The organism is Psychrilyobacter atlanticus DSM 19335, from assembly GCF_000426625.1.
GTDB lineage: Bacteria > Fusobacteriota > Fusobacteriia > Fusobacteriales > Fusobacteriaceae > Psychrilyobacter > Psychrilyobacter atlanticus.
Genome location: NZ_KE384547.1, coordinates 48,376 through 73,450 on the forward strand (window position 1 = coordinate 48,376; position 25,075 = coordinate 73,450).

21 protein-coding genes are annotated in these 25,075 nt (G+C 32.0%); 5 read left to right on the top strand and 16 right to left on the bottom strand.

The window, feature by feature from the left end:
• Nucleotides 1-7: 7 nt before the first annotated feature.
• The 15 genes from K337_RS0100600 to K337_RS0100670 form a co-directional block, all read right to left on the bottom strand.
• Nucleotides 8-847 carry a DciA family protein gene (locus K337_RS0100600; protein ID WP_028854894.1) on the bottom strand — a complete coding sequence of 280 codons (840 nt, stop codon included), beginning with the start codon at nt 845-847 and terminating at the stop codon, nt 8-10.
• Nucleotides 840-1,922: a DNA replication/repair protein RecF gene (gene recF / locus K337_RS0100605; RefSeq protein WP_028854895.1), complete on the bottom strand. Its 1,083-nt coding sequence runs from the start codon at nt 1,920-1,922 to the stop codon at nt 840-842. Before recF ends, K337_RS0100600 begins: the two co-directional genes overlap by 8 nt.
• An 11-nt stretch (nt 1,923-1,933) precedes the next feature.
• A complete protein-coding gene (yaaA, locus tag K337_RS0100610; RefSeq protein ID WP_028854896.1) occupies nt 1,934-2,143 on the bottom strand; it encodes a S4 domain-containing protein YaaA in 210 nt (69 codons plus the stop codon).
• A 285-nt stretch (nt 2,144-2,428) separates the two neighbouring features.
• On the bottom strand, nt 2,429-4,366 hold the full coding sequence (locus K337_RS0100615) for a DUF3857 domain-containing protein (protein ID WP_028854897.1): 1,938 nt from the start codon (nt 4,364-4,366) through the stop codon (nt 2,429-2,431).
• On the bottom strand, nt 4,356-6,308 hold the full coding sequence (locus K337_RS0100620; RefSeq protein WP_028854898.1) for a DUF3857 domain-containing transglutaminase family protein: 1,953 nt from the start codon (nt 6,306-6,308) through the stop codon (nt 4,356-4,358). The genes K337_RS0100615 and K337_RS0100620 overlap by 11 nt, the downstream gene beginning before the upstream one ends.
• Before the next feature lie 552 nt (nt 6,309-6,860).
• Nucleotides 6,861-8,252: an aminopeptidase gene (locus tag K337_RS0100625; RefSeq protein ID WP_028854899.1), complete on the bottom strand. Its 1,392-nt coding sequence runs from the start codon at nt 8,250-8,252 to the stop codon at nt 6,861-6,863.
• A gap of 158 nt (nt 8,253-8,410) precedes the next feature.
• Complete coding sequence (locus tag K337_RS0100630; RefSeq protein ID WP_028854900.1) at nt 8,411-10,177, bottom strand: M3 family oligoendopeptidase; 1,767 nt, start codon at nt 10,175-10,177, stop codon at nt 8,411-8,413.
• A 69-nt stretch (nt 10,178-10,246) separates the two neighbouring features.
• Entirely contained in the window at nt 10,247-10,468 is a 222-nt protein-coding gene (locus tag K337_RS0100635; protein WP_051251545.1) for a hypothetical protein, read from the bottom strand.
• Nucleotides 10,461-11,456 (bottom strand): ABC transporter ATP-binding protein, encoded by a 996-nt coding sequence (locus tag K337_RS0100640; protein ID WP_028854902.1) that lies wholly within the window; start codon nt 11,454-11,456, stop codon nt 10,461-10,463. The genes K337_RS0100635 and K337_RS0100640 overlap by 8 nt, the downstream gene beginning before the upstream one ends.
• A complete protein-coding gene (locus K337_RS0100645; protein WP_028854903.1) occupies nt 11,446-12,447 on the bottom strand; it encodes an ABC transporter ATP-binding protein in 1,002 nt (333 codons plus the stop codon). The genes K337_RS0100640 and K337_RS0100645 overlap by 11 nt, the downstream gene beginning before the upstream one ends.
• On the bottom strand, nt 12,448-13,452 hold the full coding sequence (locus K337_RS0100650) for an ABC transporter permease (protein ID WP_028854904.1): 1,005 nt from the start codon (nt 13,450-13,452) through the stop codon (nt 12,448-12,450). It abuts the gene before it with no gap.
• Nucleotides 13,452-14,483 carry an ABC transporter permease gene (locus tag K337_RS0100655; protein WP_028854905.1) on the bottom strand — a complete coding sequence of 344 codons (1,032 nt, stop codon included), beginning with the start codon at nt 14,481-14,483 and terminating at the stop codon, nt 13,452-13,454. Before K337_RS0100655 ends, K337_RS0100650 begins: the two co-directional genes overlap by 1 nt.
• Before the next feature lie 55 nt (nt 14,484-14,538).
• The gene (locus K337_RS0100660; protein WP_028854906.1) at nt 14,539-16,329 is read right to left on the bottom strand and encodes an ABC transporter substrate-binding protein; all 1,791 of its coding nucleotides are present in this window, start codon (nt 16,327-16,329) and stop codon (nt 14,539-14,541) included.
• Between the two features lie 438 nt (nt 16,330-16,767).
• On the bottom strand, nt 16,768-18,570 hold the full coding sequence (locus K337_RS0100665; RefSeq protein WP_028854907.1) for an ABC transporter substrate-binding protein: 1,803 nt from the start codon (nt 18,568-18,570) through the stop codon (nt 16,768-16,770).
• A 391-nt stretch (nt 18,571-18,961) separates the two neighbouring features.
• Nucleotides 18,962-19,342 carry a RidA family protein gene (locus K337_RS0100670; RefSeq protein WP_028854908.1) on the bottom strand — a complete coding sequence of 127 codons (381 nt, stop codon included), beginning with the start codon at nt 19,340-19,342 and terminating at the stop codon, nt 18,962-18,964.
• A 303-nt stretch (nt 19,343-19,645) separates the two neighbouring features.
• Here K337_RS0100670 and K337_RS0100675 point away from each other — a divergent pair, with 303 nt between their 5' ends.
• The 5 genes from K337_RS0100675 to K337_RS0100695 all read left to right on the top strand — a co-directional run bounded on the left by K337_RS0100675 (nt 19,646) and on the right by K337_RS0100695 (nt 22,979).
• A complete protein-coding gene (locus K337_RS0100675) occupies nt 19,646-20,320 on the top strand; it encodes a hypothetical protein (RefSeq protein WP_028854909.1) in 675 nt (224 codons plus the stop codon).
• A gap of 69 nt (nt 20,321-20,389) precedes the next feature.
• Nucleotides 20,390-20,611 (top strand): 4Fe-4S dicluster domain-containing protein, encoded by a 222-nt coding sequence (locus tag K337_RS0100680; RefSeq protein WP_028854910.1) that lies wholly within the window; start codon nt 20,390-20,392, stop codon nt 20,609-20,611.
• An 18-nt stretch (nt 20,612-20,629) separates the two neighbouring features.
• Nucleotides 20,630-21,691, top strand: coding sequence for a 3-methyl-2-oxobutanoate dehydrogenase subunit VorB (locus K337_RS0100685; protein ID WP_028854911.1), 1,062 nt, complete (start codon nt 20,630-20,632; stop codon nt 21,689-21,691).
• A complete protein-coding gene (locus tag K337_RS0100690) occupies nt 21,691-22,440 on the top strand; it encodes a thiamine pyrophosphate-dependent enzyme (protein WP_028854912.1) in 750 nt (249 codons plus the stop codon). The genes K337_RS0100685 and K337_RS0100690 overlap by 1 nt, the downstream gene beginning before the upstream one ends.
• Entirely contained in the window at nt 22,440-22,979 is a 540-nt protein-coding gene (locus K337_RS0100695) for a 2-oxoacid:ferredoxin oxidoreductase subunit gamma family protein (RefSeq protein ID WP_028854913.1), read from the top strand. Before K337_RS0100690 ends, K337_RS0100695 begins: the two co-directional genes overlap by 1 nt.
• A gap of 70 nt (nt 22,980-23,049) precedes the next feature.
• Here K337_RS0100695 and K337_RS0100700 read toward each other — a convergent pair whose 3' ends face one another.
• Nucleotides 23,050-25,074: an LTA synthase family protein gene (locus tag K337_RS0100700; protein ID WP_028854914.1), complete on the bottom strand. Its 2,025-nt coding sequence runs from the start codon at nt 25,072-25,074 to the stop codon at nt 23,050-23,052.
• Between the last annotated feature and the right edge of the window lies 1 nt (nt 25,075).

Genomic DNA, 25,075 nt, shown 5'->3' on the forward strand with positions numbered 1-25,075 from the left:
CTAAATCTTATTTCTTCAACAGCTGTATAAATTCCTCTGCCCTTTTCTCTATATATTCATCCTCTAGTTCACCTAAATCTATTATAAAATATAGTTTAGACAACTCAAAAGCCAGCTCATCTTTCCTGTCTCTCAAATAGATATCTATATTTTTTTTTATCTTGGATAGTTTTTTTAATTTTATTCTGTTATATTCTTTTTCTGTTAGATCTTCTATCTCCCTTACAGCCTGGAAATATTTCAGCATTTTTCTATCTTTAAAGGCTTTCATAAGGGTTTCTTCTAGTTTTAAAACTTCTTTATTCATGCATATAGCACACATAGGCTCAGGGGAACTATAATAAATTCCACACTTACACTGCTTATATCCATGAAGTTTCAAGTATTTTTTTCGTTTATATGATTTTTCCAAAACAACCTTTGTCTGTTTTTTTATAAAATCATCTTTTATTTCTTTGAGCTCCTCTTCCATCTGCAGATATTCTTCAGCGGTTAAGGTCACACTGTCTAAATCTATCGAGTCATCTCTTTCTTTTTCATTCAAAAAATAATCTTTAGTATCTTTTTTTCCAATTTTAAAGATTATCTCACTTACATAATCTCCACCTAAAAATTCATTGGTTTTCACTATGATAGATTTCTTTTGAAAATTCATCTGCTGGATCCAAATCGAATTTTCTACTCCTACAAAAAGTTTTCCCTGTTTCAAGAAGATAACAAAACTTTTTTTAGAAAGTTCCCCCACTATTTTATCCCATTCTGATTTTAAAATACCTTCCTTTAGGAGCCGGCTCTTAGTTATGGCTGCTTCCATCAGATCACTTACATCTACTAGATTTTTAACCATCTATCTCACCTCTGTGTACATAAAATCTTTTCGCTTCTATCTCTAGATCTGAGGTAGAACTAATAAATAGTTGTATCTCCCTCTTTTGAAAATATTTCAATATATTTTCCTTCCTTATGGAGTCAAAATAAGATGATATATCATCTATTATAAAGATAGGCGTTTCTTTTTTTTCTTTTATTATCATATCTATTTCAGATATTTTTAAGGCAAATACTATGGATTTTTTCTCCCCTTGAGATGAATAAGATTTGGCTTCCTTATTGTCTAAACGAAAGATAAAATCATCTCTTTGTGGACCAATAAGGGAATATCCATATCGTAATTCACGACCCCTTACCTCTTCATAACTTTTCTTTATTTTACCCTCTATTTCCTCCAAAGTAGGAGATCTTAATTCTCCTAAAAAGGATTTATACCCCAAGGTCAGCTCCTTTTCCCCATCAAATAATTTTCGATAGTTTAAAGACAATAACCTTGAAACATTTTTTACATAATCGATTCTTTTCTTTACTACTAATGATGCATATTTTATAAACTCTAAATTATAGATCTCAAACATTGGATCGTTGGTATTTCTATCCTTTAGATATTTATTTCTGAATTTTAACAGTTTGGATACCGACTTTAAATAAAGATAGTACTCTGGATCTGCCTGAGCTATCTCATAGTCAAAGAACGATCTTCTCACACTGGGCGACCCAATAATAAGCTCTATATCTTCTGGTATAAAAGATATAATATTTAATTTACCCAAAAATTCATCATACTTAATCGATTTCCTATTATAGGAATATATCTTCTTTTTTTCATCTACTTTTACCGATATGGATTTTAGTGCTATCCTATCCTCATAGTTAACAAAAGCTCCCATCTTATGGCGACCGTACTTTATCATTTCCTTATTTTTACTGGTTCGAAAACTCTTTCCTGTAACCGTAAAATAAACAGCCTCCAGTATACTAGTTTTCCCCTGACCATTTTTCCCTAAAAATAAGTTAAATCTACGATCAAATTCCAAGTGCTCATCATCTAAGTTTCTAAAATTGATCATATTCATATCTAGGATTTGCATCTTAGCACCTCTTACGCTATTACTTCTATCTTTTTACCGTCAAATTCTACGATATCTCCCACACGGATCTTCTTCCCTCTTCTAGTTTCGATCTCGCCATTTACTTTGACCATCTCTTCAGTAATTACATGTTTTGCATCTGATCCGCTACCTACTATATTGGCCCATTTCAATAATTGATCCAATTTAATAAATTCCGTTGTAATTTGTATTTTTTCCATTTCTTTACCTCCAAGTTTATTGAATATTTTCTAAACCAACTTAATCACTTTCCCTTTAAAAAGTTTTTCAAAGTAAGGATTAATTTTAATAAAATTTAGATCATCTATCCAATATAATTACACATTATATTTTATCACATTTCCCCTTTATTATCAATTAAAACGGCTTCTCAACAATCTGTCTTAATCCCACCATTAAAAAGTTTTTTAACCATCCTTATTTGACAGATTAGAGGGTCTCAGAAATAAAAAAATAGAACTCGAAAGTCCTATTTTTTTATTCCACTATTTTTTTATAAAAATTTTATCTCTCATAGGATTTTTTATATCCAATACAAAGTCTTTAAACTCTTTATAATCCTCTTTTTTTACAATTCCAACAGGAATATAGATCTCTCTAGTTATATCTATAATATTTTTATCTTGTTCTGAAATAAATTTATATTTTGCAGTTCTATCTCCTACCTTAAATTCCTTTACAATATTCAGCCCATTGATAAATTTTGAAGTTTCTAGAATATCTTTATTCTGACTAAGGTCTATTCTAAAAGTTTCCTTCGTAGATATCTCACTGTATATTTGATAGTCATGATCTCTTTTGTCTAAAGACAAACTTAAGTTAAGCTCCACAGGAGAAATCATAAAATATAGATATTTATCTTGATCTATAACCAAGTTATCAGCCTTTAAACTATACGACATTTTCATAGGGGTTTTATAATCCATAAAATCACCGAATTTAGTTTCCCCAACTATTGTAGTCGATGAGTTACCAAAATCTTGATCTATAACATTTTTCCTCTGAGTAGGAAGCATTTCCCCATAAGACCTTATAAAACTATCCCTTGCCCCCTTAAATTCAAGACTTACACCTATTTTTGCATCGTCATCTTCTAATTTATAGAGATAGTTTTTATTCTCCTTATAATCTATTTTTGGTTCATAGACCTGAGGGAGATAGTTATTTTTTCTAGAGATATAATTTGTTTTTTCATCAAATGCATCTAGGTATTTATATCTACTATTTAATAGAACTATTCTTCCATCGACGTATGTTCCTACAGTATATATCGAATGATTCATAGGATACTTTATCTGGTAAGGTGAACTTTTAAAAAATGAGTCTAATATGATCACAGGGTATATATCATCAATATTTTGTGCTCTAACGAGCCCTATAAATAATGCATTCAAATCAATTATAGACCCATATTTTTGATAGATAATCTGATCTAAATTTAGCGGTTTAAAATCTGATTGATCTAAATATATATTTTGAGCAGTAAAATTATTTATTACATATGAATATATTTTAGCTACTTTATCTATTTTTTCTTCGGTATTCCCTGCTATCTTATTAGAAAGCTCTCTGACCTTAGGGCTTATTTCTATATTATCCATGGATTTTAGTTTTTCTTTACTCAGATCTGACCAATCTTTATAAAAAGAATATACAACTTTATTTATATCTAATAAGAGGCTTACAGGCATAGCCTCCTCCCACTTTAAAACTTTTGTATTCTTCGAACTAAAGGTAAGGATATATCTATCATCTAAAACTTTTTTATCCTCAACTATATTATCTCCTACAACCTCATAGTTTAGCTTCATAGATTTTGGATAATCTATCATTTTAGTTTTATTTACAGATGGAATTTCACCATCAAAAGGTTCATTCCCACCTAGAGGGGAAGTATACTTAGTTTTAATAGTATAATCAGTTATAATATAAGTTCCCGGTTCTACTTTGGAAAAATTAACTATCCTATTTTTATTGTGAACATATGAAGGCGAATATATTGCCAGTTCATCATCTTGTTCAATACTTTGGTTTTTAGGTATTGAAATTTTTTTGTAATCTTTTGTCACCGTATACATTTCTCCCAAGATCAATTTTTCATTGGTTGGATCGTAATTTATAATTATATCTGACAATTTTTTCTTTCCTTCATAATTAATTACCTTAGTGACCTTAAACTTATTGATCTCGCTGCTTCCATCTTTATGAACAGTTAATTTTTCATTGTTTACCAACTGAACTGCTCCTAATTCAGCATACTCCTCAGGAAGTTTATTGTTATCTTTAATAATCTTTATAACTTCACTAAATTTATATCCCATCTTATCTGAATTTTCATCGTTTCCCGACTTAAATTTCGTACACCCCACAAAAACAAAGGTCATCAAAGTCATATATATAAATAATTTTACTTTATTTTTCATCTATTTTCACCCCTTTTATCAAGAATAAATTGTTATTATTTGATAGTTCCCCTATCTCTTTTTTTATCTCCTGATATTTTTCTTTAGGAAAATGAATTTTTGAATTTTCCAAATAATAACTAGTATCCAATATATTATTTTTTACTTTGGAAGTAAATACCGTTTTAAATCCAGCATAATCTATTGTCTTAGGTTTTGGTATGGAAATATTTGAAATACTCTCTGAAAATTCCAAACGATAGTTTACAGTGAAACTTGTGGGTGAATTTAATTTAAAATCATATTTCCTTTCAGCTAATGAAAATGGGTGTGAAATTAACCCCTCATACATAAAATGAATACTAGGATCAGCACCACTGAAGGGTATAAATATATAATCATTGATCTTTTTTCCATATCCAGGTATCTCGATATCAGCTTTTATAGTATATTTAGAATCCATATTTTTAGGATCTGAAGTTATAATCTTTGTTGTTATTATACTAGGGTTAACCCTATTTATAAGCCCCGTTATCACCTTATCCAAGTCATATTTATTCATATTCATAGATATAGATCTCAATCCACCATCAGCTACTCCTGAAAATGTAAATTCAATAATTCCCATAGCATTATAGTCACTGTCTAATTTTAGATCTATCGTTACACTTGAATTATTCTCTGCAGCCGGTGACATAGGAGTATTCCTCAATGTATCACCATCTTTACGAGATATTAGATAGGAGTTATCCTCTTCATGTTTAGGTAAAAAATCCTTAGTAGTTTCATATGTCGGATCCAACATATGCATTGGCTCACCATTTTCATCATAGGCTATCGTTATCATATGGTTAAACATATCAATCGGAACCTCAGGGTTAAGTTTTGATCCTGCGCTCATAAGAACCGTATCTGACTTAATTCCAGCTTCATTCAGCATAGCACTCAAAAGGGTGGCTTTATCTCTACACACTCCCCCTCTAGTTTTAAACGTATAAGATATATCGTGAGGCTCTAGGCCAGGTCTGTTCTTTTCTCCATCTACTCCTAGATATCTTATGTTTCTAGCTACCCAATAGAAGATATTCTCTATTTTTTCATCCCTTGTCTTGGCATCTTTAGTCAGTTCCTCTACCTTATTTCTGATATCATCATCCATAGTAAGATGAGGCAAAACTAGTTCATAAGACCATTTGGATATATACTCCCAATTTGGTATAGTTGTATACTCTATATAGTTTAAAGAAAATGCGATATCTTCCATATTAGACTCTCGAGTCACCAGTGAATTATCCCTTACATTCCATTCATATATCTGTTTATCCTTTATTTCAGTTCTTTTTTGATCATATTTAAATCCTACTTTATTCAATTCATGGACATATAATTTAATGTCTTTCGGAAACGTAAGCTTTTCATAATTATTTATAAATTTGGCAGAACTTTCTAGGGTAATTCCACCTGAAAAATGCCCCTCTATCCTTGCTTTTTTTATAATCTCAATAGATTTAGTATAGATTATATCTCCTATTTCTAAGTTTGGTATTGTCCCAGATAAAGTTTTATGTTGAGTTGTATATATGTTTTTCTCCTGGGAAGCTCCGTTTATTTTTTCTTCCAATATTTTTTTAGGATCCAGTTCAATTATTTTTCCATTTGCTTTAATAAGCTCTATTATAGCTATGTCTAAACCACTGTAATTAGCATCATAATCAAAGTAAAGTGAGTTATCTTTTTTAGAAGTGGTATTTAAGATTTTTCTATAAATTTCGGTTGTTATCGTTCCTTCTCCCAATTCATCTCTTTCTGTTAAATTGTTGACTATATAAACCTCGTTATATTCCTTATAGTCCTCAGCTACTATAGGTGATAAAATTTTAATAGCTTCATTTTTGTGGATATAAGCAGAAAAACTTATCGATGAAAACCATATTGTCAATAAAATTATAAACTTCTTAACCATTTTTAATTCCTCCAACTTTAATTTTTTTACCTATAACTTAAGTAAAATTTAAATTTTAGCTCTACAATAATAGTTCTTAATTTTGATAAAGTCAATCTTTTTAAAGTTATTCATTTTTTCCCCTACAAATGGGATCTGCCACCCCAGAGGACTTAAGTCTGTGGTTATTAAACCAATTTACACGATTCTCAACAAATCCTTTACCGTCAGTTTTATTAGCAAAAGTAATGCTAAATAATAATAGAATACCTATAGAGATTAACCATTTTTTCCATTTGAATTCCTCCTTTAAATTTATAATTATATTTTCTCACGTATGACTTCCTAAAATGTAATCGTATTATATAATTAATGTTCATTTTTTACTATCAAAATTAAATTTATGATGAAAACTGAATAAAAAAATGCTTAAAATTCAGTTTTTTCATTTTTTATAACTTAGATTGTCAAATTAAATACTATTTTAATTTTTTAGAAGGAATTTTATTCCCTAAACAAAACAAAAAAACTGCAGAGGAGTTCTCTGCAGTTTTTCTTATTTTAACTTTATCTTTAGAAGTTATAGAATACCTTATAAGCTCTATAGATTTCATATACATCATATTTTGAAGCTAATTCCATAGGCGAATGCATCGATAATAATGCAGCTCCTGCATCAATAGTTCTAATACCATAGTGAGCTAAGAACATAGCTACAGTTCCGCCTCCACCTTCGTCTACCTTTCCAAGCATTCCAGTCTGCCATTTGATATTTGCATCATCAAATATAGATCTAAGTTCCGCAACAAATTCTGCATCTGCATCAGATGATCCACCTTTTCCACCTGATCCAGTATATTTAGTAAGAACTATTCCATATCCTAATTTACTTGCATTTTGCTCATCATGAACAGATTTAAACAATGGATTAAGACCAGCATTTACGTCAGATGATAGTGCATGTGAGTTCCATAATACTTTTCTTAAGATCTGATCGTTAAATTTATCTCCTACGATTTTATAGATGATGTCACCCATAAAATAATCTAAATATCTAGATTGTAATCCTGTAGATCCCATAGATCCGACTTCTTCTTTATCTGCTAAATAACAGATAGAAGTTCTTCTAGGAGTTTCCTTTAGGTCAAACATAGATATCATAGAAGTATATCCACAGATTCTATCGTCGTGACCATATGCTCCTACAATACCTCTGTCAAGACCGATATCTCTTGCTTTTTCTGCTGGAACTAATTGTAATTCAGCTGAGATAAAATCCTCTTCCACTATTCCATAATCATCGTTTAATTTCTTTAAGATAGTGTATTTAAAGTGTTCTTTCATCTCTCCATCTTTCATAGTTGTAGGAATAGACCCTACTAAGATGTTCATCTCTTCACCTTTTAATACTTCACTAGCTTTTCTATCTCTTTGTACATGTCTATCTAAATGAGGTAATAGATCAGGAATTACAAATACAGGATCTGTAGGATCTTCACCAATAACTATATTTATTAATTTACCACTTTTTAAAGCTACTACACCGTGTAGAGATAACGCTCTAGATGCCCATTGATATTTCTTTATTCCACCATAGTAATGAGTTTGTAAAAGTGCAAAATCACCATCTTCATATAATGGATTTTGCTTTAAGTCTAATCTAGGAGAATCTACATGAGATACTACAAAGTTAGCTCCCTTTAAAATATCTTCCTTTCCAATAACTGCTAAGATAAGGTTTTTCCCTCTATTGTTATAGAAAACCTTGTCCCCGGCTTTTAAAGTTTCCATAGATTCTGCATCTACGAAACCATTAGCCTCAGCCATCTTTTGAGAATAAGTAATTACTTCTCTCTCTGTTTTAGCTGTATCTAAAAATTCTTTGTATCCTTCTGAAAAATCCATTACATTTTTTTTAGCAGATTCTTCAATATCTTTCCATCCATTTTCTTTTTTGTAAAACATTATTTCCTCCCCTTTTTAAACTCCTAAACAAAATGAGTTTATCATAATACACTACTTTCAACTGCATTTCTTAATTTAATACTAAAATACAGTTAAAACCTACTTGAATAGTACCACATTTTTACGCTTTTTCAACAATAAAAGTTTAAATTTTATTTTTATTTTTTATAATTCTCTGTCAGTTCTAAAAATAGCTCTATGTCCTCTTTTACCTGCTCCAATGAACTTCTCCAAAAAGCAATATCTGTCACATCTATATCAGCTAATTTAGCTACATCTTCCACATTTTTCTGCCCCGTTAATTTAAGTAGATTATCATATTTTGGTAAAAAAGCTTCTCTATCTTTTAAATACTGCGAGTATAACCCTCTTCCAAATAAAGCACCAAATGCATAAGGGAAGTTATAAAAACTCAACCCAGGTCTGTAGTAATGGCCTTTATTTACCCACATATATGGATGTAGAGTATCTTCATCTAATCCGTCTCCATAAGATTTCTTTTGGGCATCTAACATGATCTCTTTTAATTGATCTGAACTTAAGATATTATCCTTTCTTTCATTGAATACTGTTTCTTCAAAGATATATCTACTCAATATATCTACCGTTACCTGAGTTACATCCTGTAATGAGCTCTCTAAAAGGAAGATTTTTTCCTCATTGTCTGCGTCTAACAACGCATTTTTCATGACTATAGTTTCACACATAATAGATGCTGTCTCTGCTACTGGCATTGTATAGCTTGTATTTAAGATGCTTTGACCGAATATACAGTCACCGTGATATGCATGTCCTAATTCATGGGCTAGTGTAAGTACTCCAGAGAAAGTTCCTGTAAAATTATGTAAAATTCTACTTTGTTTAATCGGCGGTATATTGGCACAAAATGCTCCTCCGACCTTTCCTTTTTTAGGAGTATAATCAACCCAGTTCTCGTTGAATGCTCTCTCTGCTACTCCTCTCAACTTAGGAGAAAACGATCCAAAGTTTTTTAATACATAATCCTGTGCTTCCTCAATGGTAAATGTTTTATCTGCACTTCCAATTGGAGCAAACAATCCATAAAAAGGTAACCCATTTTCATACCCTAATATCTCACCTTTTCTCTTTAGATATTTTCTAAAATATGGCAGATATTCTTTGATTGCATCTAATAATGCATCCAATGTTTCCTTTGTCATTCTAGAATCTGTCAGTGTCTTAGAGATAGGCATCTCATAACCTCTGAGATCGTTTATAGTATTAACTTCTCCCTTTATAGAATTAAGAGAAGAGGCTATTGATTTTTCTATTTTTTTATAAGCTTTTAATTCTGCTTCAAAAGCTATTTTTCTGATATTTGCATCCTTATCTTGAGCTAAGTTTCTTACTTCTGATAAAGTTATTATTTTATCCTCTCCACCTAAGTTTATTTCTACATCCAGTGTAGAAGTCAGAGCTCCATGGAGGTTACTCCAAGCTGTTGCCCCTGTCTGTCCCAATTTAGAAAGTAGAAATTCTGTTTTTTCATCTAAGATATACCTATTATTTTCCTTTATTTGTCTCAAATAAAATTCATGTTCCTTTAAAAAATCACTTTTATTTAGCATCTCATCGATATCTAAATTTGCTATCCATTTTTTGGCTCTAGTCTCTATCTCTGTTGTCTCTGAATATTTATTTGATAATAAATTTATATATTTTATTGCATTTGAATCAGACGTATTTGTAGATTTTGTCAACGATGAAAACGCTCCTAAAGTTCTGTATAGAGTTGCTGATTTTGCCAGTGTTTTTATATACCCTTCTACAGTTTCCACCTTGTCATCCAATCTGTCTTTATAACTGTTTAACTCCGCTATATTTTCATCTAATCTGATTAAATCCTCGTTAAACTCCTTTGAGTCAAATGACGGATAGAGTTTATCTAAATTCCAATTATTCATAATTCCCTCCTAAGAAAAAGGAGCTTATCCACCCTTAGATGGATAAGCTCCTTTTTTTATACATATCTCTTAAAATTTAAAAACAAATTTTATTACGAGATAAAATAATAAACAAGCTATTAAAACTACAGGTACGATAGTTGTCAACGCCGCAATTATAAGTGCTTTAGCATCGTTCTTTTCAAATTCTGTTTTATCTATTAATTTTTTTAATTCATCATTTTCCCGTTTAAGCTTTTCTTTTTTTGAAACAAGGTCTTCCATAGTCCCTTTTTCTTTGTCTCTAAACAATATCTGCTCCCTTATAGTGACAAGCTACAAAGTGACCCTCTGAAACTTCTTGCCACTTAGGTTCCTCTGCTTTACAGACATCCTTAGCTATAGGACATCTAGTATGGAATTTACACCCAGATGGAGGAGTTACATTTGAAGGAATATCTCCTTCTAATACAATCCTCTTTCTATTCTTTATAATATCTAGATCCGTTTCTGGGATGGAAGATAATAATGCTTTTGTATATGGATGTTGAGGAGATGCATATAGATTTTTTTTAGGAGCTAATTCTACCATATTTCCTAAATACATTACACCAATCCTATCAGAGATATGTTTTACAACTGAAAGGTCATGAGATATAAATAGATATGACATTCCAAATTCCTTTTTCAAATCATTTAATAAATTTATTACCTGTGACTGAATAGATACATCTAGTGCAGATACCGCTTCATCACAAACGATAAATTTAGGTTTTAAAGCTAACGATCTAGCTATTCCAATTCTTTGTCTTTGTCCTCCACTAAATTCATGAGGAAATCTATAGATCATATAGTCATCTAGTCCACAGGTTTTCATTATTTTCTTTACATATGTTTCAAGTTCCTTAGACCCTCTTTTATATATCTTATGCTCTACTAAAGCTTCTCCAATTATATTACCCACTGTCATCCTAGGATTTAATGATGAATATGGATCTTGGAATATTATCTGCATCTCACGTCTTAAAGGTACCATCTGCTTTACAGATAGATCAGTGATATCCTTGTTGTCATAGATTATTTTTCCTGCTGTAGGAGTGTATAATTTAAGCAGACTTCTTCCAAATGTAGATTTACCACACCCTGATTCTCCTACTATCCCTATAGTTTCCCCTTCGTATAAAACCATATCTATACCATCATTTGCTTTAACAAATAATCTTTCACCATTTTTTCTTTTTCCAGTAGGAAAGTGTTGCTTAAGCCCTTTAGTTTCTAATATTATTTTTCTATTTTCCATCTCTCTGCTCCTTATTTGGATAGAAACATCTGATCAGATGATTAGGTTCTACCTCTACAAGATTTGGTTTTTCATCGATACATTTTTGGCTGGCAAACTTACAACGAGGTGCAAATCTACAGCCTATTGGAAGGTTCAATGGATGAGGTACACTTCCATCTATTTGATCTAAATATTCCACCTCTTCATTTAGTTTTGGAATAGAGTTCAATAGTCCTTCCTTGTATGGATGAGAAAACTTTGAAACTTTTGAGAATAATATCTCTACTGGAGCTTTTTCTACTGCTTCTCCTGTATACATTACTACTACATCATCAGCTAATTCTGCTATAGCCCCTAAGTCATGGGTTATAAATAATATAGCTGTATTATGTTTTTTCTTTAGGTCATTCATAAGGTTAAATATCTGTGCCTGAATAGTTACATCCAAGGCAGTTGTAGGCTCATCAGCGATAAGTAATTTAGGTTCACATGCTAGTGCCATAGCTATCATTACCCTTTGTCTCATTCCCCCTGATAACTGGTGAGGGTAATTATGTACTACGCCTTCTGGTTCAGGTATTTTTACCTCTCTTAGAAGTTCTACAGATCTTTCCCAAGCTTGATTTTTATCCATCCCTTGATGAAGGATTAATGGCTCTCCCAATTGTTCCCCGATTTTTAATACAGGGTTCAAACTTGTCATAGGCTCTTGGAATATCATCGATATCTCATTACCCCTTATTTTTCTCATCTCATCTTCTGTATAGTCTAATAGTTCCTCACCATCAAACATTATACTTCCATCTACGATATCGCCTGGATCATCTATAAGTTTCAAGATACTAAATGAAGTTATAGATTTCCCTGATCCTGATTCTCCTACAACCCCTAGAGTTCTACCTCTTTGGATCTCCATATCTACACCATTTACAGCTTTTATAGTACCTTTATTAGTGAAGAAATAAGTATGTAGATTTCTTATTTCAAGTAAATTTTCATTTGTTTTCATCTACACCGCCGCCTTTGCTAATTTTCTTCTTCTTTGTCTTTCTTTCTCTCTTTTTCTCTTCTCTTTGATTCTTATTCTCTGCTCTTTGGTAACATATTGAGATTTTGGATCTACAGCATCTCTTAACCCTTCTCCTATTACATTGATACTCATTATTAAGATAAACAATGCAATTCCTGGGAAGATCCAAGTCCACCAGTAATTTGTCATTATAATGGCATTCTTAGCAGATAAACTGATAAGTCTTCCCCATGTAGGGATAGGCTCCGTAACTGATAATCCTAAATATGATAGTGAAGATTCCATAAGGATTGCTCCTGCAAATGTCAGAGTTCCACTAACGATTACATATGTTAATACATTTGGAATTAAATGCTTTGTTATTTGATTAAAACTACTGATCCCTAAAGCTTTTGTTGCTACTATAAACTCTTGTTCTCTAAGGGATAAGATCTGTCCCCTTACCATTCTTGCTAATCCAGTCCATCTTAAGAATCCCAGAATAAAGATTATCAAATATAATCTAAGCTGTGGATCTAAATCCATGAATATAGCAGATATAGTCATTGCAATTGCTAAAAATGGAAATGATGAAACAATCTCTGTTCCTCTCATGATTAGTGTATCTACTTTTCCACCAAAGAATCCTGCTACAGCTCCAATTGAAACTCCTAATACCACAGATAAGAAAGTAGATAATAGACCTACTTGTATAGAGATCCATCCACCTGCTAATACTCTTAGAAATAAATCTCTTCCCTGGGCATCTGTTCCAAATAGATGATCCATACTTGGTCTCATATATTTTTGAGATATATCTACATTTGCTAAATCATAGTTAGTCACATGTACGAATATTTGAGCTCCCACTATAACAACAACTAAAAACATAAATGAGATAAGTCCAACCATAGCTAATTTATTGTGTTTAAATTTTTCCATTATCTGTCTTGTAGGAGAAATGATTTTTTCATGCTGTTTATTTAAATTATCGTTATTACTCATTATTTTATCCTCCTTGCTTTTATTCTAGGATCTACCAATGCATAACCTACATCGATAAATAAATTAGCAAACAATGTCAATACTGCAAAGAATAACAATACAGTAGATAAAACTCCTCTATCTTTAAATTGATATGCCTGGTTCATCAAAAGACCCATTCCCGGCCATGCAAATATCTTCTCTACGATGATAGATCCACCAAATAATGCCGGAATCCAGAATCCAATAATTGTAATTACAGGAATTAATGCATTTTTAAATGCATGTCTATATATAACTACTTTCTCTGATAACCCCTTTGCTCTAGATGTTCTGATATAATCAGCTTTTAAAACTTCTATCATGGCGTTTCTAATATATCTGATCAAACCTGCAAGAGATGATAATACGATTACTGAAACTGGTAGGATATAATATACATACTCAGGCCTTACTCCTCTAGGATCTATCATCCCTGAGAATGGTAAGATTCTTAGTACTGCAGAAAATAATAATACTAATAATAGTGCCATAAAGAATGAAGGAAGTGAAATTCCAACCATAGACATTACTGTTACTACCTTATCGTATCTTGTATTTTTCTTTACTGCTGATTTAATTCCAATAGGTATAGCGATTAAGAATGCTATAACAAATCCTACAATATTAACTTTGAATGAATTCATAATATAACTTCCTATAAATTCATTGATAGGCTTATTAAGTGCTACTGAGTAACCAAAGTTAGCAGTCAATACATCTTTCCACCATAAAAAATATCTTACTATAACGGGTTTATCATATCCCAATACTTTTCTCATGGTTTCTATATACGCTACCCTTTGTTCCTCTGTCATATTAGCAGTTGTTTCTGGGTTTATCATGGCAAGGATAGGATCTCCCGGCATTAATTGTATCAAAGTGAATATTACTATTGAAATTATAATTACAACTGGTAACAGGTGAAATAATCTGTTTCCTATGTATTTCACATAGGGAAATACGTTATCAAATAGAGTGCTCAATTTTCCTTGCTGTTTTTCATTTTCCATAACTTACCTCCAATAAATAAGCAGAGAGTTCTCTGCTTATTTAATATTTATTTGATTATTTAAATCTAGCTTCTACAATTGCATAAGGCCATTGCCATAATGCATTTGTTTCAAAGCTCTCCACTCTATTTGTATAAGCATCATAGTAGTTATTTGAGTAAAGCGGTAATAAAGGCAGGTCTTTATTAACTTCTACAATCCATTTTCTCCAGTTAGCTTTGTAACTTGCTGTTCCTTCTTCACTTGAAGGGTTTGAGAATCTGATCACATCAAGTAATTTTTCATCTCCTACATATCTTGCACTGTTAGTAGATGACCCCTTCCCATAAGGTAAGATCTTTGTACTAGACCAGTTAGCATATGGATCATATTTTATCGAATATGAAGTTCCTCCTGTAAACATATGATATTTTCTTTCACTTAAAGCCGCATTTCCGTATAAATGATTAGCCATAATAGACCAGTCCATAGAATCTATATTTACTTTAATTCCAAATTCTTCTTGAACTCCCTTTGTTAAAGTAAGGTTGATTGCATCCGTCCACCCAGCTGTGATAGCTAAGTTAAGAGTAAGTTCCTTACCTTTCCATAGATAAGTTCCATCTACATCCTTAGTTAATTTTGCATATACTCCATCTGTTTTAGCTGCAGCCTCATCCAGTAATTTATGTGCTTCTTTTAAATTCGCTGCTTCATCCCAGTTACCATCTGCATCTAAAATATCATAACTTGTTAATGATTTTTCAAATTTCCCCTCTGTTCCTAACTGTTCACCATCTTCATACATCATCCACATATTTCTAGAATATGGTGCATTTGAAGCTATTCCATATTTCCCTAAGAAAATTTCTCTGAATTTAATTCTATCAAATTCATAGGCAAAAGCTTTTCTTACTTCTGGCAGTTGTACTGGTCCAAAATCTGAATGGAATGTGATCTGTCCCCCGCCATGTCTGAAATAATCATTAGTAGCAATACCTTGATCATCTTTTACTGCATCTATATTTTCCTCTTTAATTAACCCTGTTATACCGTCAATTTCCCCTGTTACTAATTGAGTTATCTTAGTTTCATCAGGTACATTTTGAACGATTAATCTGTTTATATTCGGCTTTTCTCCTTCAAAGTTCCCCTGATAGTTTTCATTGATAGATAATTTTACATATTGTGACTCCATATATTCATCTATCTTGTATGGTCCATACCCTACTGGAGCCGACATATTTGCTTTAACCCACTGCTGAGGAGTTATTCCGTCTTTTTCTGCCCCTGTGCTTATATATGTTGAATCCAAAATAAATGTCTCAAAAGCTGAAGCGTCTACAGTATATATAAGTTGCTTTAAATAAAATGTAATTGTATTATTTTCTTCATCAAGATCAATTTTCCCAATATATTGATCTAAACTGCTTGTTCCACCTGTATTCCCCAAAGCTTCTTTATCCATGTAAAAATCATATGTAAATTTTACATCCTTAGCTGTCAATGAATCTCCATTTGAAAACTTCATCCCATCTTTAATCTTAAATGTCCAAACATCCTCACTCTTCATTGAAGGGTCAGATTTTGTTAAAGTTCTACTCTCTACAAAAGAAGCTAAAGCCAATTCTCCCTTATCAGTTGGTGACAAAAGTCCTCCACCCCATACCAATCTTCTAATGTTTGCATCATACGATGAGTTTGTCCATCCATCGTAGAAATCCCCATTAAAGTTAGATGATCCCATTACAAAGGTTGTAGGTTTACTTTTCCCATCAGCTGTTCCTGCTGTTTCTTTGTCCGATCCTCCGCAACCTGTGAACAATAAAGTTGCCAATACTCCAAGTATTAATAATTTTTTCTTCATTCTTTCCTCCCTAGTTTTTTTTAGACCATAATTACTGTATATACTAATGTAATACTATAATTTTCTTAATTTTAAAAACTTTAATTTTTATTTTCGTTTTTTTTAATTAAAACATAATCATTTTTTAATCACAAGCATAAATAAAAGGTATCATGATACCAAAAAATAATCAATTTAAAATTAGAATTTTCTTAAAAAAATATGAACTTTTCTAATGTATAGTTCTATATTTTGGTATTATATATATTTTATTTATCCATAATGGTATGAATCATTTACAATATTAAAAAATCTTAATTTTTTATAATTTTTTTCTTAATTTATTCTTTGCATGTTGTCAAAAACTATTGCTTTTAAATATAAAAATGGGAGGATCCGAAGACCCTCTCAAGTTCTATAAAATCATTTGAATCATTTGAATCATTTCAATTCCTAACATTATTTTTTAAAATCTGCTTTTATTATTGCATAAGGCCATTGCCATAGTGCATTTGTCTCAAAATTTTCCACTTTATTTGTATAAGCATCGTAGTAGTTATTTGAATATAACGGTAATGACGGTAGGTCTTTATTAACTTCTACGATCCATTTTCTCCAGTTTTTCTTGTAGTTAGCAGTTCCTTCATCAGTTGACGGATTAGCATCTCTTATAGTGATAAGTAATTCTTCATCACCGACATATCTTGGTGTATTACTTGAAGTTCCTTTTCCATATGGTAAGATCTTTGTCTTAGACCAATCGGTATACGGATTAGATTTTAATACATATGAAGTTCCACCTGTAAACATATGATATTTTCTCTCACTTAATGCTGAATTTCCATATAAATTATTAGCCATGATTGACCAATCCATAGAATCTACATTGATCTTCATTCCAAATTTATCTTGAATTTTCTCTGTCAAAGTAAGGTTTATTGCATCTGTCCATGCTGATGTGATAGCCAGGTTAAGAGTCAATTCCTTCCCTTCCCATAGATAAATCCCTTTAGCATCCTTAGTTAATTTTGCATATAATCCATCTGTTTTAGCTGCAGCCTGATCCAATAACTTATGTGCTTCCTTTAAGTTAGCTGCTTCATCCCAATTACCGTCTTTATCTAAAATATCATAACTTGTCAATGATTTTTCAAATTTCCCCTCTGTTCCAAATTGCTCACCTTCATCATACATCATCCACATATTTCTAGAGTATGGCGCATTAGATGAGATCCCGTATTTCCCTAAGAAAATATTTCTAAATTTAATTCTATCAAATTCATAAGCAAAAGCCTTTCTTACTTCCGGCAATTGTACCGGTCCAAAATCATTATGGAATGTGATTTGTCCTCCACCATGACGGAAATAGTTGTTAGTTGATAGTGTTGATGTATCCGCTAAAACTGCATCTACATTTTCCTCTTTACCAATGTTTACAATCCCATCGATCTCTCCACTAACTAACTGAGTTATCTTAGTTTCCTCTGGTACATTTTGAACGATTAAATGATCTATACTGGGCTTATCCCCTTCAAAGTTTCCCTGGTAGTTTTCATTTATCGATAACTTTACATATTGTGACTCTATATACTCATCGATCTTATATGGTCCGTACCCTATAGGAGTATTCATATTTGCCTTTACCCATTGCTGAGGAGTTACTCCGGCTTTTTCTGTTTCTGCAAGAACATTTGTAGAATCCAGTATATACATAGTTTCTCCGAATACAGTGTTGTCTATAGTATATAAAATCTTTTTCAAATAAAAAGTCACACTGTTATTAGCTTCATCTAATTCAACTCTATCAATATACTCTGGAAGACTTGTTGTCGCTCCTGTATCTGATAAAGCTTCTTTATCCATATAAAAATCATATGTAAACTTTACATCCTTTGCAGTCAATGGATCTCCATTTGAAAACTTCATTCCATCCTTTATCTTAAATGTCCAAATATCGTCATTTTCTTTAGACGGATCAGATTTTGATAGTGTTTTACTTTCCACAAAAGAAGATAAAGTTAATTCCCCTTTATCTGTTGGTGATAAAAGACCTCCACCCCATACCAATCTTCTGATATTTGCATCATATGCTGAATTTGTCCACCCTTCATAGAAATCTCCATTAAAGTTAGATGATCCCATTACAAAGGTTGTTTCCTTACCTTTTTCCCCAGTAGTTCCTGCTGTTTCCTTATCCGATCCTCCGCATCCTGTTAATAATAAGGTTGCTAACACTCCAAGTATTAATAATTTTTTCTTCATCCTTACCTCCCTAGTTTTATTTTTAGAACAAAATCATTCTATATACTAATGTAATACTATAAAATCTTTCATAAAAAAAAGTTTTAATAACTAATTCGCTTTATTTTAATTTAATTTTAATCAAAAGTATAAATTAAAGGTATCATAGTACTGAAAAAAAGTCAATTTTAGAAATTAAAATAACGAACTTTTTATTAAAAAGTATCATAATTAAGTACAATCTCCCTCATGTTTCTTTTATTAAAGAGTATAAATTATATATTGATAAAATATCTTTATTTTTTATAAAAATTTTCTTAATTTTAATATAACCATAATCATAAAATGAAATTTTTACATATAAAAATAGGAGGACCCAAAAGTCCTCCTAAATTCCATAATACTATTTGAATTATTTTACTGCGATTACTTCGATCTCAACTTTAACATCTTTTGGTAATCTAGCTACTTCTACACAAGCTCTAGCAGGCTTTGTATCTGTAAAGTATTGTGCATAGATCTCATTGATCTTTCCAAAGTCATTCATATCTTTGATGAAAACTCCAGCCTTTACAACATCAGCTAAAGAGTATCCAGCTTCAGTAAGGATAGCTTTTACATTTTCTAATGATTGCTTAGCTTGCTCTTGTACATCTTCAGATACTAATTCCATTGTAGCTGGTACGAACGGGATTTGTCCTGAAACGTATAACGTTCCGTTTACCTCTACCGCTTGTGAATATGGTCCTAATGCAGCTGGTGCATTGTCTGTATGAATATATCTTTTTGACATGATTTTACCTCCATTTTTTATTATGATATTACTATATAAATTATACAATTTTTAAATTTTATGTCAACGAAAAAATAAAAAAATTTAAATTTTATTTTTCTCAAAAGATAAAAAAATGATAGATTTATAAGATTTCTTTGCAAATACAAGGCTAAGCCCATAATAACCGTATGTTATTAAAACATTATATCCTATTTCGATTCTAATCAGATCAAAAAAAAGCTTTTTTTTGTTGACTTTTTCATCATTTTTAAAGTATAATCAATTATGTGTACTAAAAATATAGTAACTTAGGAGTTCAAAATGCTAAAAGATAATAGAATTAGAATTATTTGTGGTCACTACGGAAGTGGAAAAACCGAATTTGCAATCAACTATTCTTTGGCTCTTAAGAAGTCACAAGACAAAGTTGCCATTGCTGATATGGATGTAGTTAATCCCTATTTTAGAAGCAGGGAAAAAGCTGAGATTTTAAGAGAACAAGGAATCAAAGTTATATACAGTTCTCTAGATGGAACAGCTCTGGATCTTCCCGCTATCAGTGGAGAAATAGGAACATTGATCGTAGGTAATGAATGGAACTTAATTTTAGATGTTGGGGGAGATAATGTAGGAGCTCGAGCTTTAGCATCTCAAACTCAAGGTATTAGATCTGATGATTATGACATGTTCTTCGTTATCAACGCTTATAGACCTGAAACACAGAATGCTGAAGATGTTATATCTCACCTAAAAGCTATAGAAAAAACTACTGGAATCAAGGTTACCGGCCTTGTAAACAATACTCATATGATGAGAAAAACTACATTGGAAGATGTTTTATTTGGTCAAAAAGTTTCTGAGGAAGTTTCAAAAGAATTGAATCTTCCAATTAAATATATATCATGTATCGAGGAAGTAGAAAAACAGCTGCCTCAAGAATTAAAAGATATCTGTATCACTACCTCTCTAATAATGAGAGAAAATTGGATGAGCTAAAAAGGTAAGTTAAACGAAAAGGTAGTGTCTTATGCCTACCCCGTGTAAATATAAATTAGGAGGTTTAGAATGGCTAAAGGAATGGTTAGTTTTAATCAAGATCGTTGCAAAGGTTGTCAACTATGCGTGTCTGTCTGTCCAGTTAAGATAATTGAATTAGATAGAACTACTACAAACTCAAAAGGGTATAACCCAGCTTACGTAAGTGAAGCAAACAAGGATAAATGTATCGGTTGTGCTCAATGTGGTCTTATGTGTCCAGATTCTGTTATCACAGTTGAAAGAAATTAATAAAGGGGGACTAAAATAATGTCTAAAGTACTTATGAAAGGTAACGAAGCAGTCGGTGCAGCAGCTATTAAAGCTGGATGTAAATATTTCTTCGGTTATCCTATCACACCACAAAATGAAATTCCAGAATATATGTCTAAAAAACTTCCTGAAGTTGGAGGAGAATTCGTTCAAGCTGAATCTGAAGTAGCTGCTATAAACATGGTTTACGGTGCTGCTGGATGTGGAGCAAGAGTAATGACTTCATCTTCTTCACCCGGTATGGCACTTAAGCAAGAGGGAATCTCTTACTTAGCTGGAGCAGAATTACCTGCTGTTATAGTAAACATGATGAGAGGAGGTCCTGGTTTAGGAGGGATTCAACCTGCTCAATCTGACTACTTTATGTCAGTTAAAGGTGGAGGTAATGGAGACTACTTCATGCCAGTATATGCACCTGCATCTATTCAAGAAACTGTTGACTTAATTCAAGAAGCTTTTGACGTAGCTGACCAATACAGAACTCCAGTTATGGTTATAGCTGATGGAATGATCGGTCAAATGATGGAACCAGTTGAATTTAAAGAGACGCCTCATAGAAAGTTAGAAGAAAAAACATGGGCAACTGATGGAACTAAAGAAGAGAGAAAACCTAATGTTATCAACTCTTTATTCTTAGATGCTCAAGATTTAGAAGATCATATTATTAAATTAGAAGAAAAATATAACTTAATGGAAGAAAACGAATGCAGATGGGAAGAGTATAAGTTAGAAGGTGCTGAAATAGTAATCGCTGCTTATGGAACTACTGCTAGAATCGTAAAAAATGCTATAGATACTTTAGAAAAAGATGGAATCAAGGTAGGTTTAATCAGACCGATTACATTATGGCCATTCCCTAAGAAAGCATTCGATCATATTGATTCTACTACAACTAATGTATTAACAGTTGAGATGAGTAGAGGACAAATGATAGAAGATGTTAGATTAGCTTTAAATGGTAAATTACCTACTGCATTCTTCGGAAGAACTGGTGGAGTTATTCCAACTCCTGATGGCGTTGTAGAAGCAGTTAAGAAACTTGTTGGAGGTGCTAAATAATGGCAGTTGTTTTTAAAGGAACAAAAGGACTTACAGATGTAAAATCTCATTACTGTCCTGGATGTACCCACGGAATTGTTCATAGATTGGTTGGAGAAGTTTTAGAAGAATTAGGAGTATTAGGAGAAACTATCGGTGTTGCACCGGTTGGATGTTCTGTACTTGCATATAAATATTTTAATTGTGATGTTCATCAAGCTGCTCATGGAAGAGCTCCTGCTGTAGCTACTGGTATCAGAAGAGTTCACCCTGATAAAGTAGTATTTACTTATCAAGGTGACGGAGATTTAGCTTCTATCGGTGCTGCTGAGATCGTTCATGCTGCTGCTAGAGGAGAAAAATTCACAACTGTATTCATCAACAACGCTATCTATGGAATGACTGGTGGACAAATGGCTCCTACTACTTTAGTAGGTCAAAAAGCTACTACATCTCCATTAGGTAGAGATCCTAAAAAAGTTGGAATGCCTATGAAAGTTTCTGAAATGTTAGCTACTTTAGACGGAGCTAATTTTGTGGAAAGATGTACTGTTCATAACCCAGCTGGTGTTAGAAAAACTAAGATTGCTCTAAAGAAAGCTTTTGAAATGCAAATAAATGGAGAAGGTTTTGGAATCGTAGAAATATTATCTACTTGTCCTACAAACTGGGGAATGACTCCTGTTGACTCATTAAAGTGGTTAGAAGAAAACATGATTCCATATTACCCATTAGGTAATATCAGAACTCCTGAAGGAGGGGATAAATAATGAATGAGAAAGTAATCGCTGCTGGATTTGGTGGACAAGGTGTAATGTCTTTAGGTCAATTATTAGCATATGCTGGAATGATAGAAGAGAAACAAGTTTCATGGTTACCATCTTATGGTCCTGAAATGAGAGGAGGAACTGCTAACTGTGGTGTTATCGTCTCTGATGGTCTTATTGGGTCACCTGTAGTTGTAGGAGATGCAACATGTTTAATAGCAATGAATAAACCTTCTTTAGATAAATTTGAAGTAGATGTAATTTCTGGGGGGAAAATACTTATCAACTCATCTTTAATCAAAGAAAAAACAACTAGAAATGATGTAGATGCATTTTATATCGATGCAAATGCAATCGCTGAATCTTGTGGAACTGTTAAAGCAGCTAACATGGTTATGTTAGGAGCTTTCTTAGAACTTACTAAAACTGTAGAGCAAGATAGTGTTTTACAAGCTTTCGTAAAAGTATTCGGAGAAAATAAGGCTAAATTTGTTCCTATGAACAGAGAAGCTTTAAATAAAGGTGCAGAAGCAGTAAAATAAGCTTTTTTCTATATAATTCAATTTAAAAGGAGTCGAGAACATAGTTCTCAACTCCTTTTTTTATAACCTGCTATTTTTTCTTTTCCGATTCAGTCTTAACAACTTTTAAATCTTTTAACGAGATATCATCATCTACATCTGCAAAACTTCTCTTTCTTACCATAGTTTCTGATAACTGAAGATGCAATTTTATGAAGTCTTCCATCTTTTCTATATCTTTTTCTTTCCCTTTAGAATCTATATTTTTTAATGTTTTCCTATCTCTAAGGGTAAAACTTCTTCCATTTTTTTCATAGTAGTAATCTTTATACATGATTACCGCTTTTTCAAATTCCTTAGGAGATTTTGTATAAGCCATTCTCTCCCCATCTTTTGCATTTAGCAGGTCTTTTCCCCATGATGCATTCTTATATGTTCCGCCTAAATAACCCATGATAGTAGGTAGTATATCTACCTGTGAACCCACACTATCTATTCTTTGTGGCTTCAATGACCCATCTGGTGTATAAAGGAATAATGGAATGTTATTATGGATCCCCCCTATTTTATGATCCGATACAATCACAAAAAGTGTATCCATATACCACGGCTCATTCTTGATACTTTCAAAAAATTCTTCAAAAGCTGTATCCATATATCTATAAGCGTTATACCTCATCATAAGAGAATCATCGGTTCCTGCTTTTGTATCCCTTGAACTGTATTTTTTTGTATATTCCTCTAACTTATCATATTCCTTTGGTATTTCAAATGGACTATGATTGGATATAGTAAGTATCTCAGCAAAGAATGGTTCCTTTAATTTTTTTATCTCTTTAGCACTTCTATCAAATAAGACTGTATCCGGTGCACCCCAGTGATATTTAGAAGTTATTTCATTGGGAAAATCTTTTTTCCCTGTAAAATTATCCATCCCATTAGTTAAAAGAACTCCCTGCATATTATCAAAGTTTAACCTGGATCCATGGTAAAAATTAGTGTTATAACCCCTATCTTTTAATATTCTAGGAAGACCATAAAATGGTTTTTGTACAGCCGGGTCACGCATCAGATCTCTTCCTACCTGTACTGGGAAAGACACATTAGTAGATAACACACCATTTCTAGTTCTAGTTCCATTTCCATAGAAGCTGGTAAATAAAACTCCTTTTTTAGACAACTCACTAAAATATGGTGCCAGATCAGGGTCGTTGTGCCCAAGTGCTCCTACGTATTGTCCTGAAAAACTTTCAGCTATAATCAGAACTACATTTTTATCTTTCAATGACTTTTTCGTATCTGTAATTCTAAGTAGTGGGTTTTGATCACTTAAAAATTGATTATTTTCAGTTCCCACCAATTCCCTGCTTCTTTTAACCAATTCATCGTTATCAAAAAATTCTAATTTTTTCATGTCGATATTTTTAAACTCTCTCTGCCTGTCTACAGAATGGATTAGAGATAGCATACCATTTTGTGTCATTTGGTTGGCTAAAATTTTCTTAGAAAAGAATCCATGTTCTACATTTCTAGGTCTATTCTGTAATCCTCTTATTCCAATAAATACAACTAAAATTAAAACTATAAAAGTCAAAATATTCTTTTTTGCCTTTCCCAGCCTATCAGTTAAATAGATTTCTTTTAAATTTTTATAAGACAGACATACGTTTATTATTGTTAGTATACATATTAATCCGTATATTACTGGCAAATTAAAGATGGCTCCCATATTTCCATATACCTCGGTATCTCCTGCATATTCAAAAATAGATGCATCTAACTGGGTCTCAAATTCCCTGTAATAATAAACATTTCCTGCTGAAAAAAATATGGTTATAAACATTAGAACCCCATAGATTCCCATGGAAATTTTAAACCATATTTTTTTTAATGGTATTATCCTAGATAATAAAAACAATAAAAGTAAAGCAGCCATTATAATTCCGCCGATAGAGGCATCAAACTTGACTCCTATATAAAATCCTTTAAAAATTTCATCCCATGTTAAAGTGCCATTATTATTTACATTTAAAAACCAAACTCTTGTAAAACATAAAGTAATCAATATTAAAATATATTGCATTATAAAACTCTTCAGTATTCCTTTTTTTACCATT

Excerpts from the sequence above, each read along its gene's own strand:
- K337_RS0100600 (WP_028854894.1), bottom strand. The coding sequence starts at position 847 with ATGGTTAAAAATCTAGTAGATGTAAGTGATCTGATGGAAGCAGCCATA.
- recF (WP_028854895.1), bottom strand. The coding sequence starts at position 1,922 with ATGCAAATCCTAGATATGAATATGATCAATTTTAGAAACTTAGATGAT.
- yaaA (WP_028854896.1), bottom strand. The coding sequence starts at position 2,143 with ATGGAAAAAATACAAATTACAACGGAATTTATTAAATTGGATCAATTA.
- K337_RS0100615 (WP_028854897.1), bottom strand. The coding sequence starts at position 4,366 with ATGAAAAATAAAGTAAAATTATTTATATATATGACTTTGATGACCTTT.
- K337_RS0100620 (WP_028854898.1), bottom strand. The coding sequence starts at position 6,308 with ATGGTTAAGAAGTTTATAATTTTATTGACAATATGGTTTTCATCGATA.
- K337_RS0100625 (WP_028854899.1), bottom strand. The coding sequence starts at position 8,252 with ATGTTTTACAAAAAAGAAAATGGATGGAAAGATATTGAAGAATCTGCT.
- K337_RS0100630 (WP_028854900.1), bottom strand. The coding sequence starts at position 10,177 with ATGAATAATTGGAATTTAGATAAACTCTATCCGTCATTTGACTCAAAG.
- K337_RS0100640 (WP_028854902.1), bottom strand. The coding sequence starts at position 11,456 with ATGGAAAATAGAAAAATAATATTAGAAACTAAAGGGCTTAAGCAACAC.
- K337_RS0100645 (WP_028854903.1), bottom strand. The coding sequence starts at position 12,447 with ATGAAAACAAATGAAAATTTACTTGAAATAAGAAATCTACATACTTAT.
- K337_RS0100650 (WP_028854904.1), bottom strand. The coding sequence starts at position 13,452 with ATGAGTAATAACGATAATTTAAATAAACAGCATGAAAAAATCATTTCT.
- K337_RS0100655 (WP_028854905.1), bottom strand. The coding sequence starts at position 14,483 with ATGGAAAATGAAAAACAGCAAGGAAAATTGAGCACTCTATTTGATAAC.
- K337_RS0100660 (WP_028854906.1), bottom strand. The coding sequence starts at position 16,329 with ATGAAGAAAAAATTATTAATACTTGGAGTATTGGCAACTTTATTGTTC.
- K337_RS0100665 (WP_028854907.1), bottom strand. The coding sequence starts at position 18,570 with ATGAAGAAAAAATTATTAATACTTGGAGTGTTAGCAACCTTATTATTA.
- K337_RS0100670 (WP_028854908.1), bottom strand. The coding sequence starts at position 19,342 with ATGTCAAAAAGATATATTCATACAGACAATGCACCAGCTGCATTAGGA.
- K337_RS0100675 (WP_028854909.1), top strand. The coding sequence starts at position 19,646 with ATGCTAAAAGATAATAGAATTAGAATTATTTGTGGTCACTACGGAAGT.
- K337_RS0100680 (WP_028854910.1), top strand. The coding sequence starts at position 20,390 with ATGGCTAAAGGAATGGTTAGTTTTAATCAAGATCGTTGCAAAGGTTGT.
- K337_RS0100685 (WP_028854911.1), top strand. The coding sequence starts at position 20,630 with ATGTCTAAAGTACTTATGAAAGGTAACGAAGCAGTCGGTGCAGCAGCT.
- K337_RS0100690 (WP_028854912.1), top strand. The coding sequence starts at position 21,691 with ATGGCAGTTGTTTTTAAAGGAACAAAAGGACTTACAGATGTAAAATCT.
- K337_RS0100695 (WP_028854913.1), top strand. The coding sequence starts at position 22,440 with ATGAATGAGAAAGTAATCGCTGCTGGATTTGGTGGACAAGGTGTAATG.
- K337_RS0100700 (WP_028854914.1), bottom strand. The coding sequence starts at position 25,074 with ATGGTAAAAAAAGGAATACTGAAGAGTTTTATAATGCAATATATTTTA.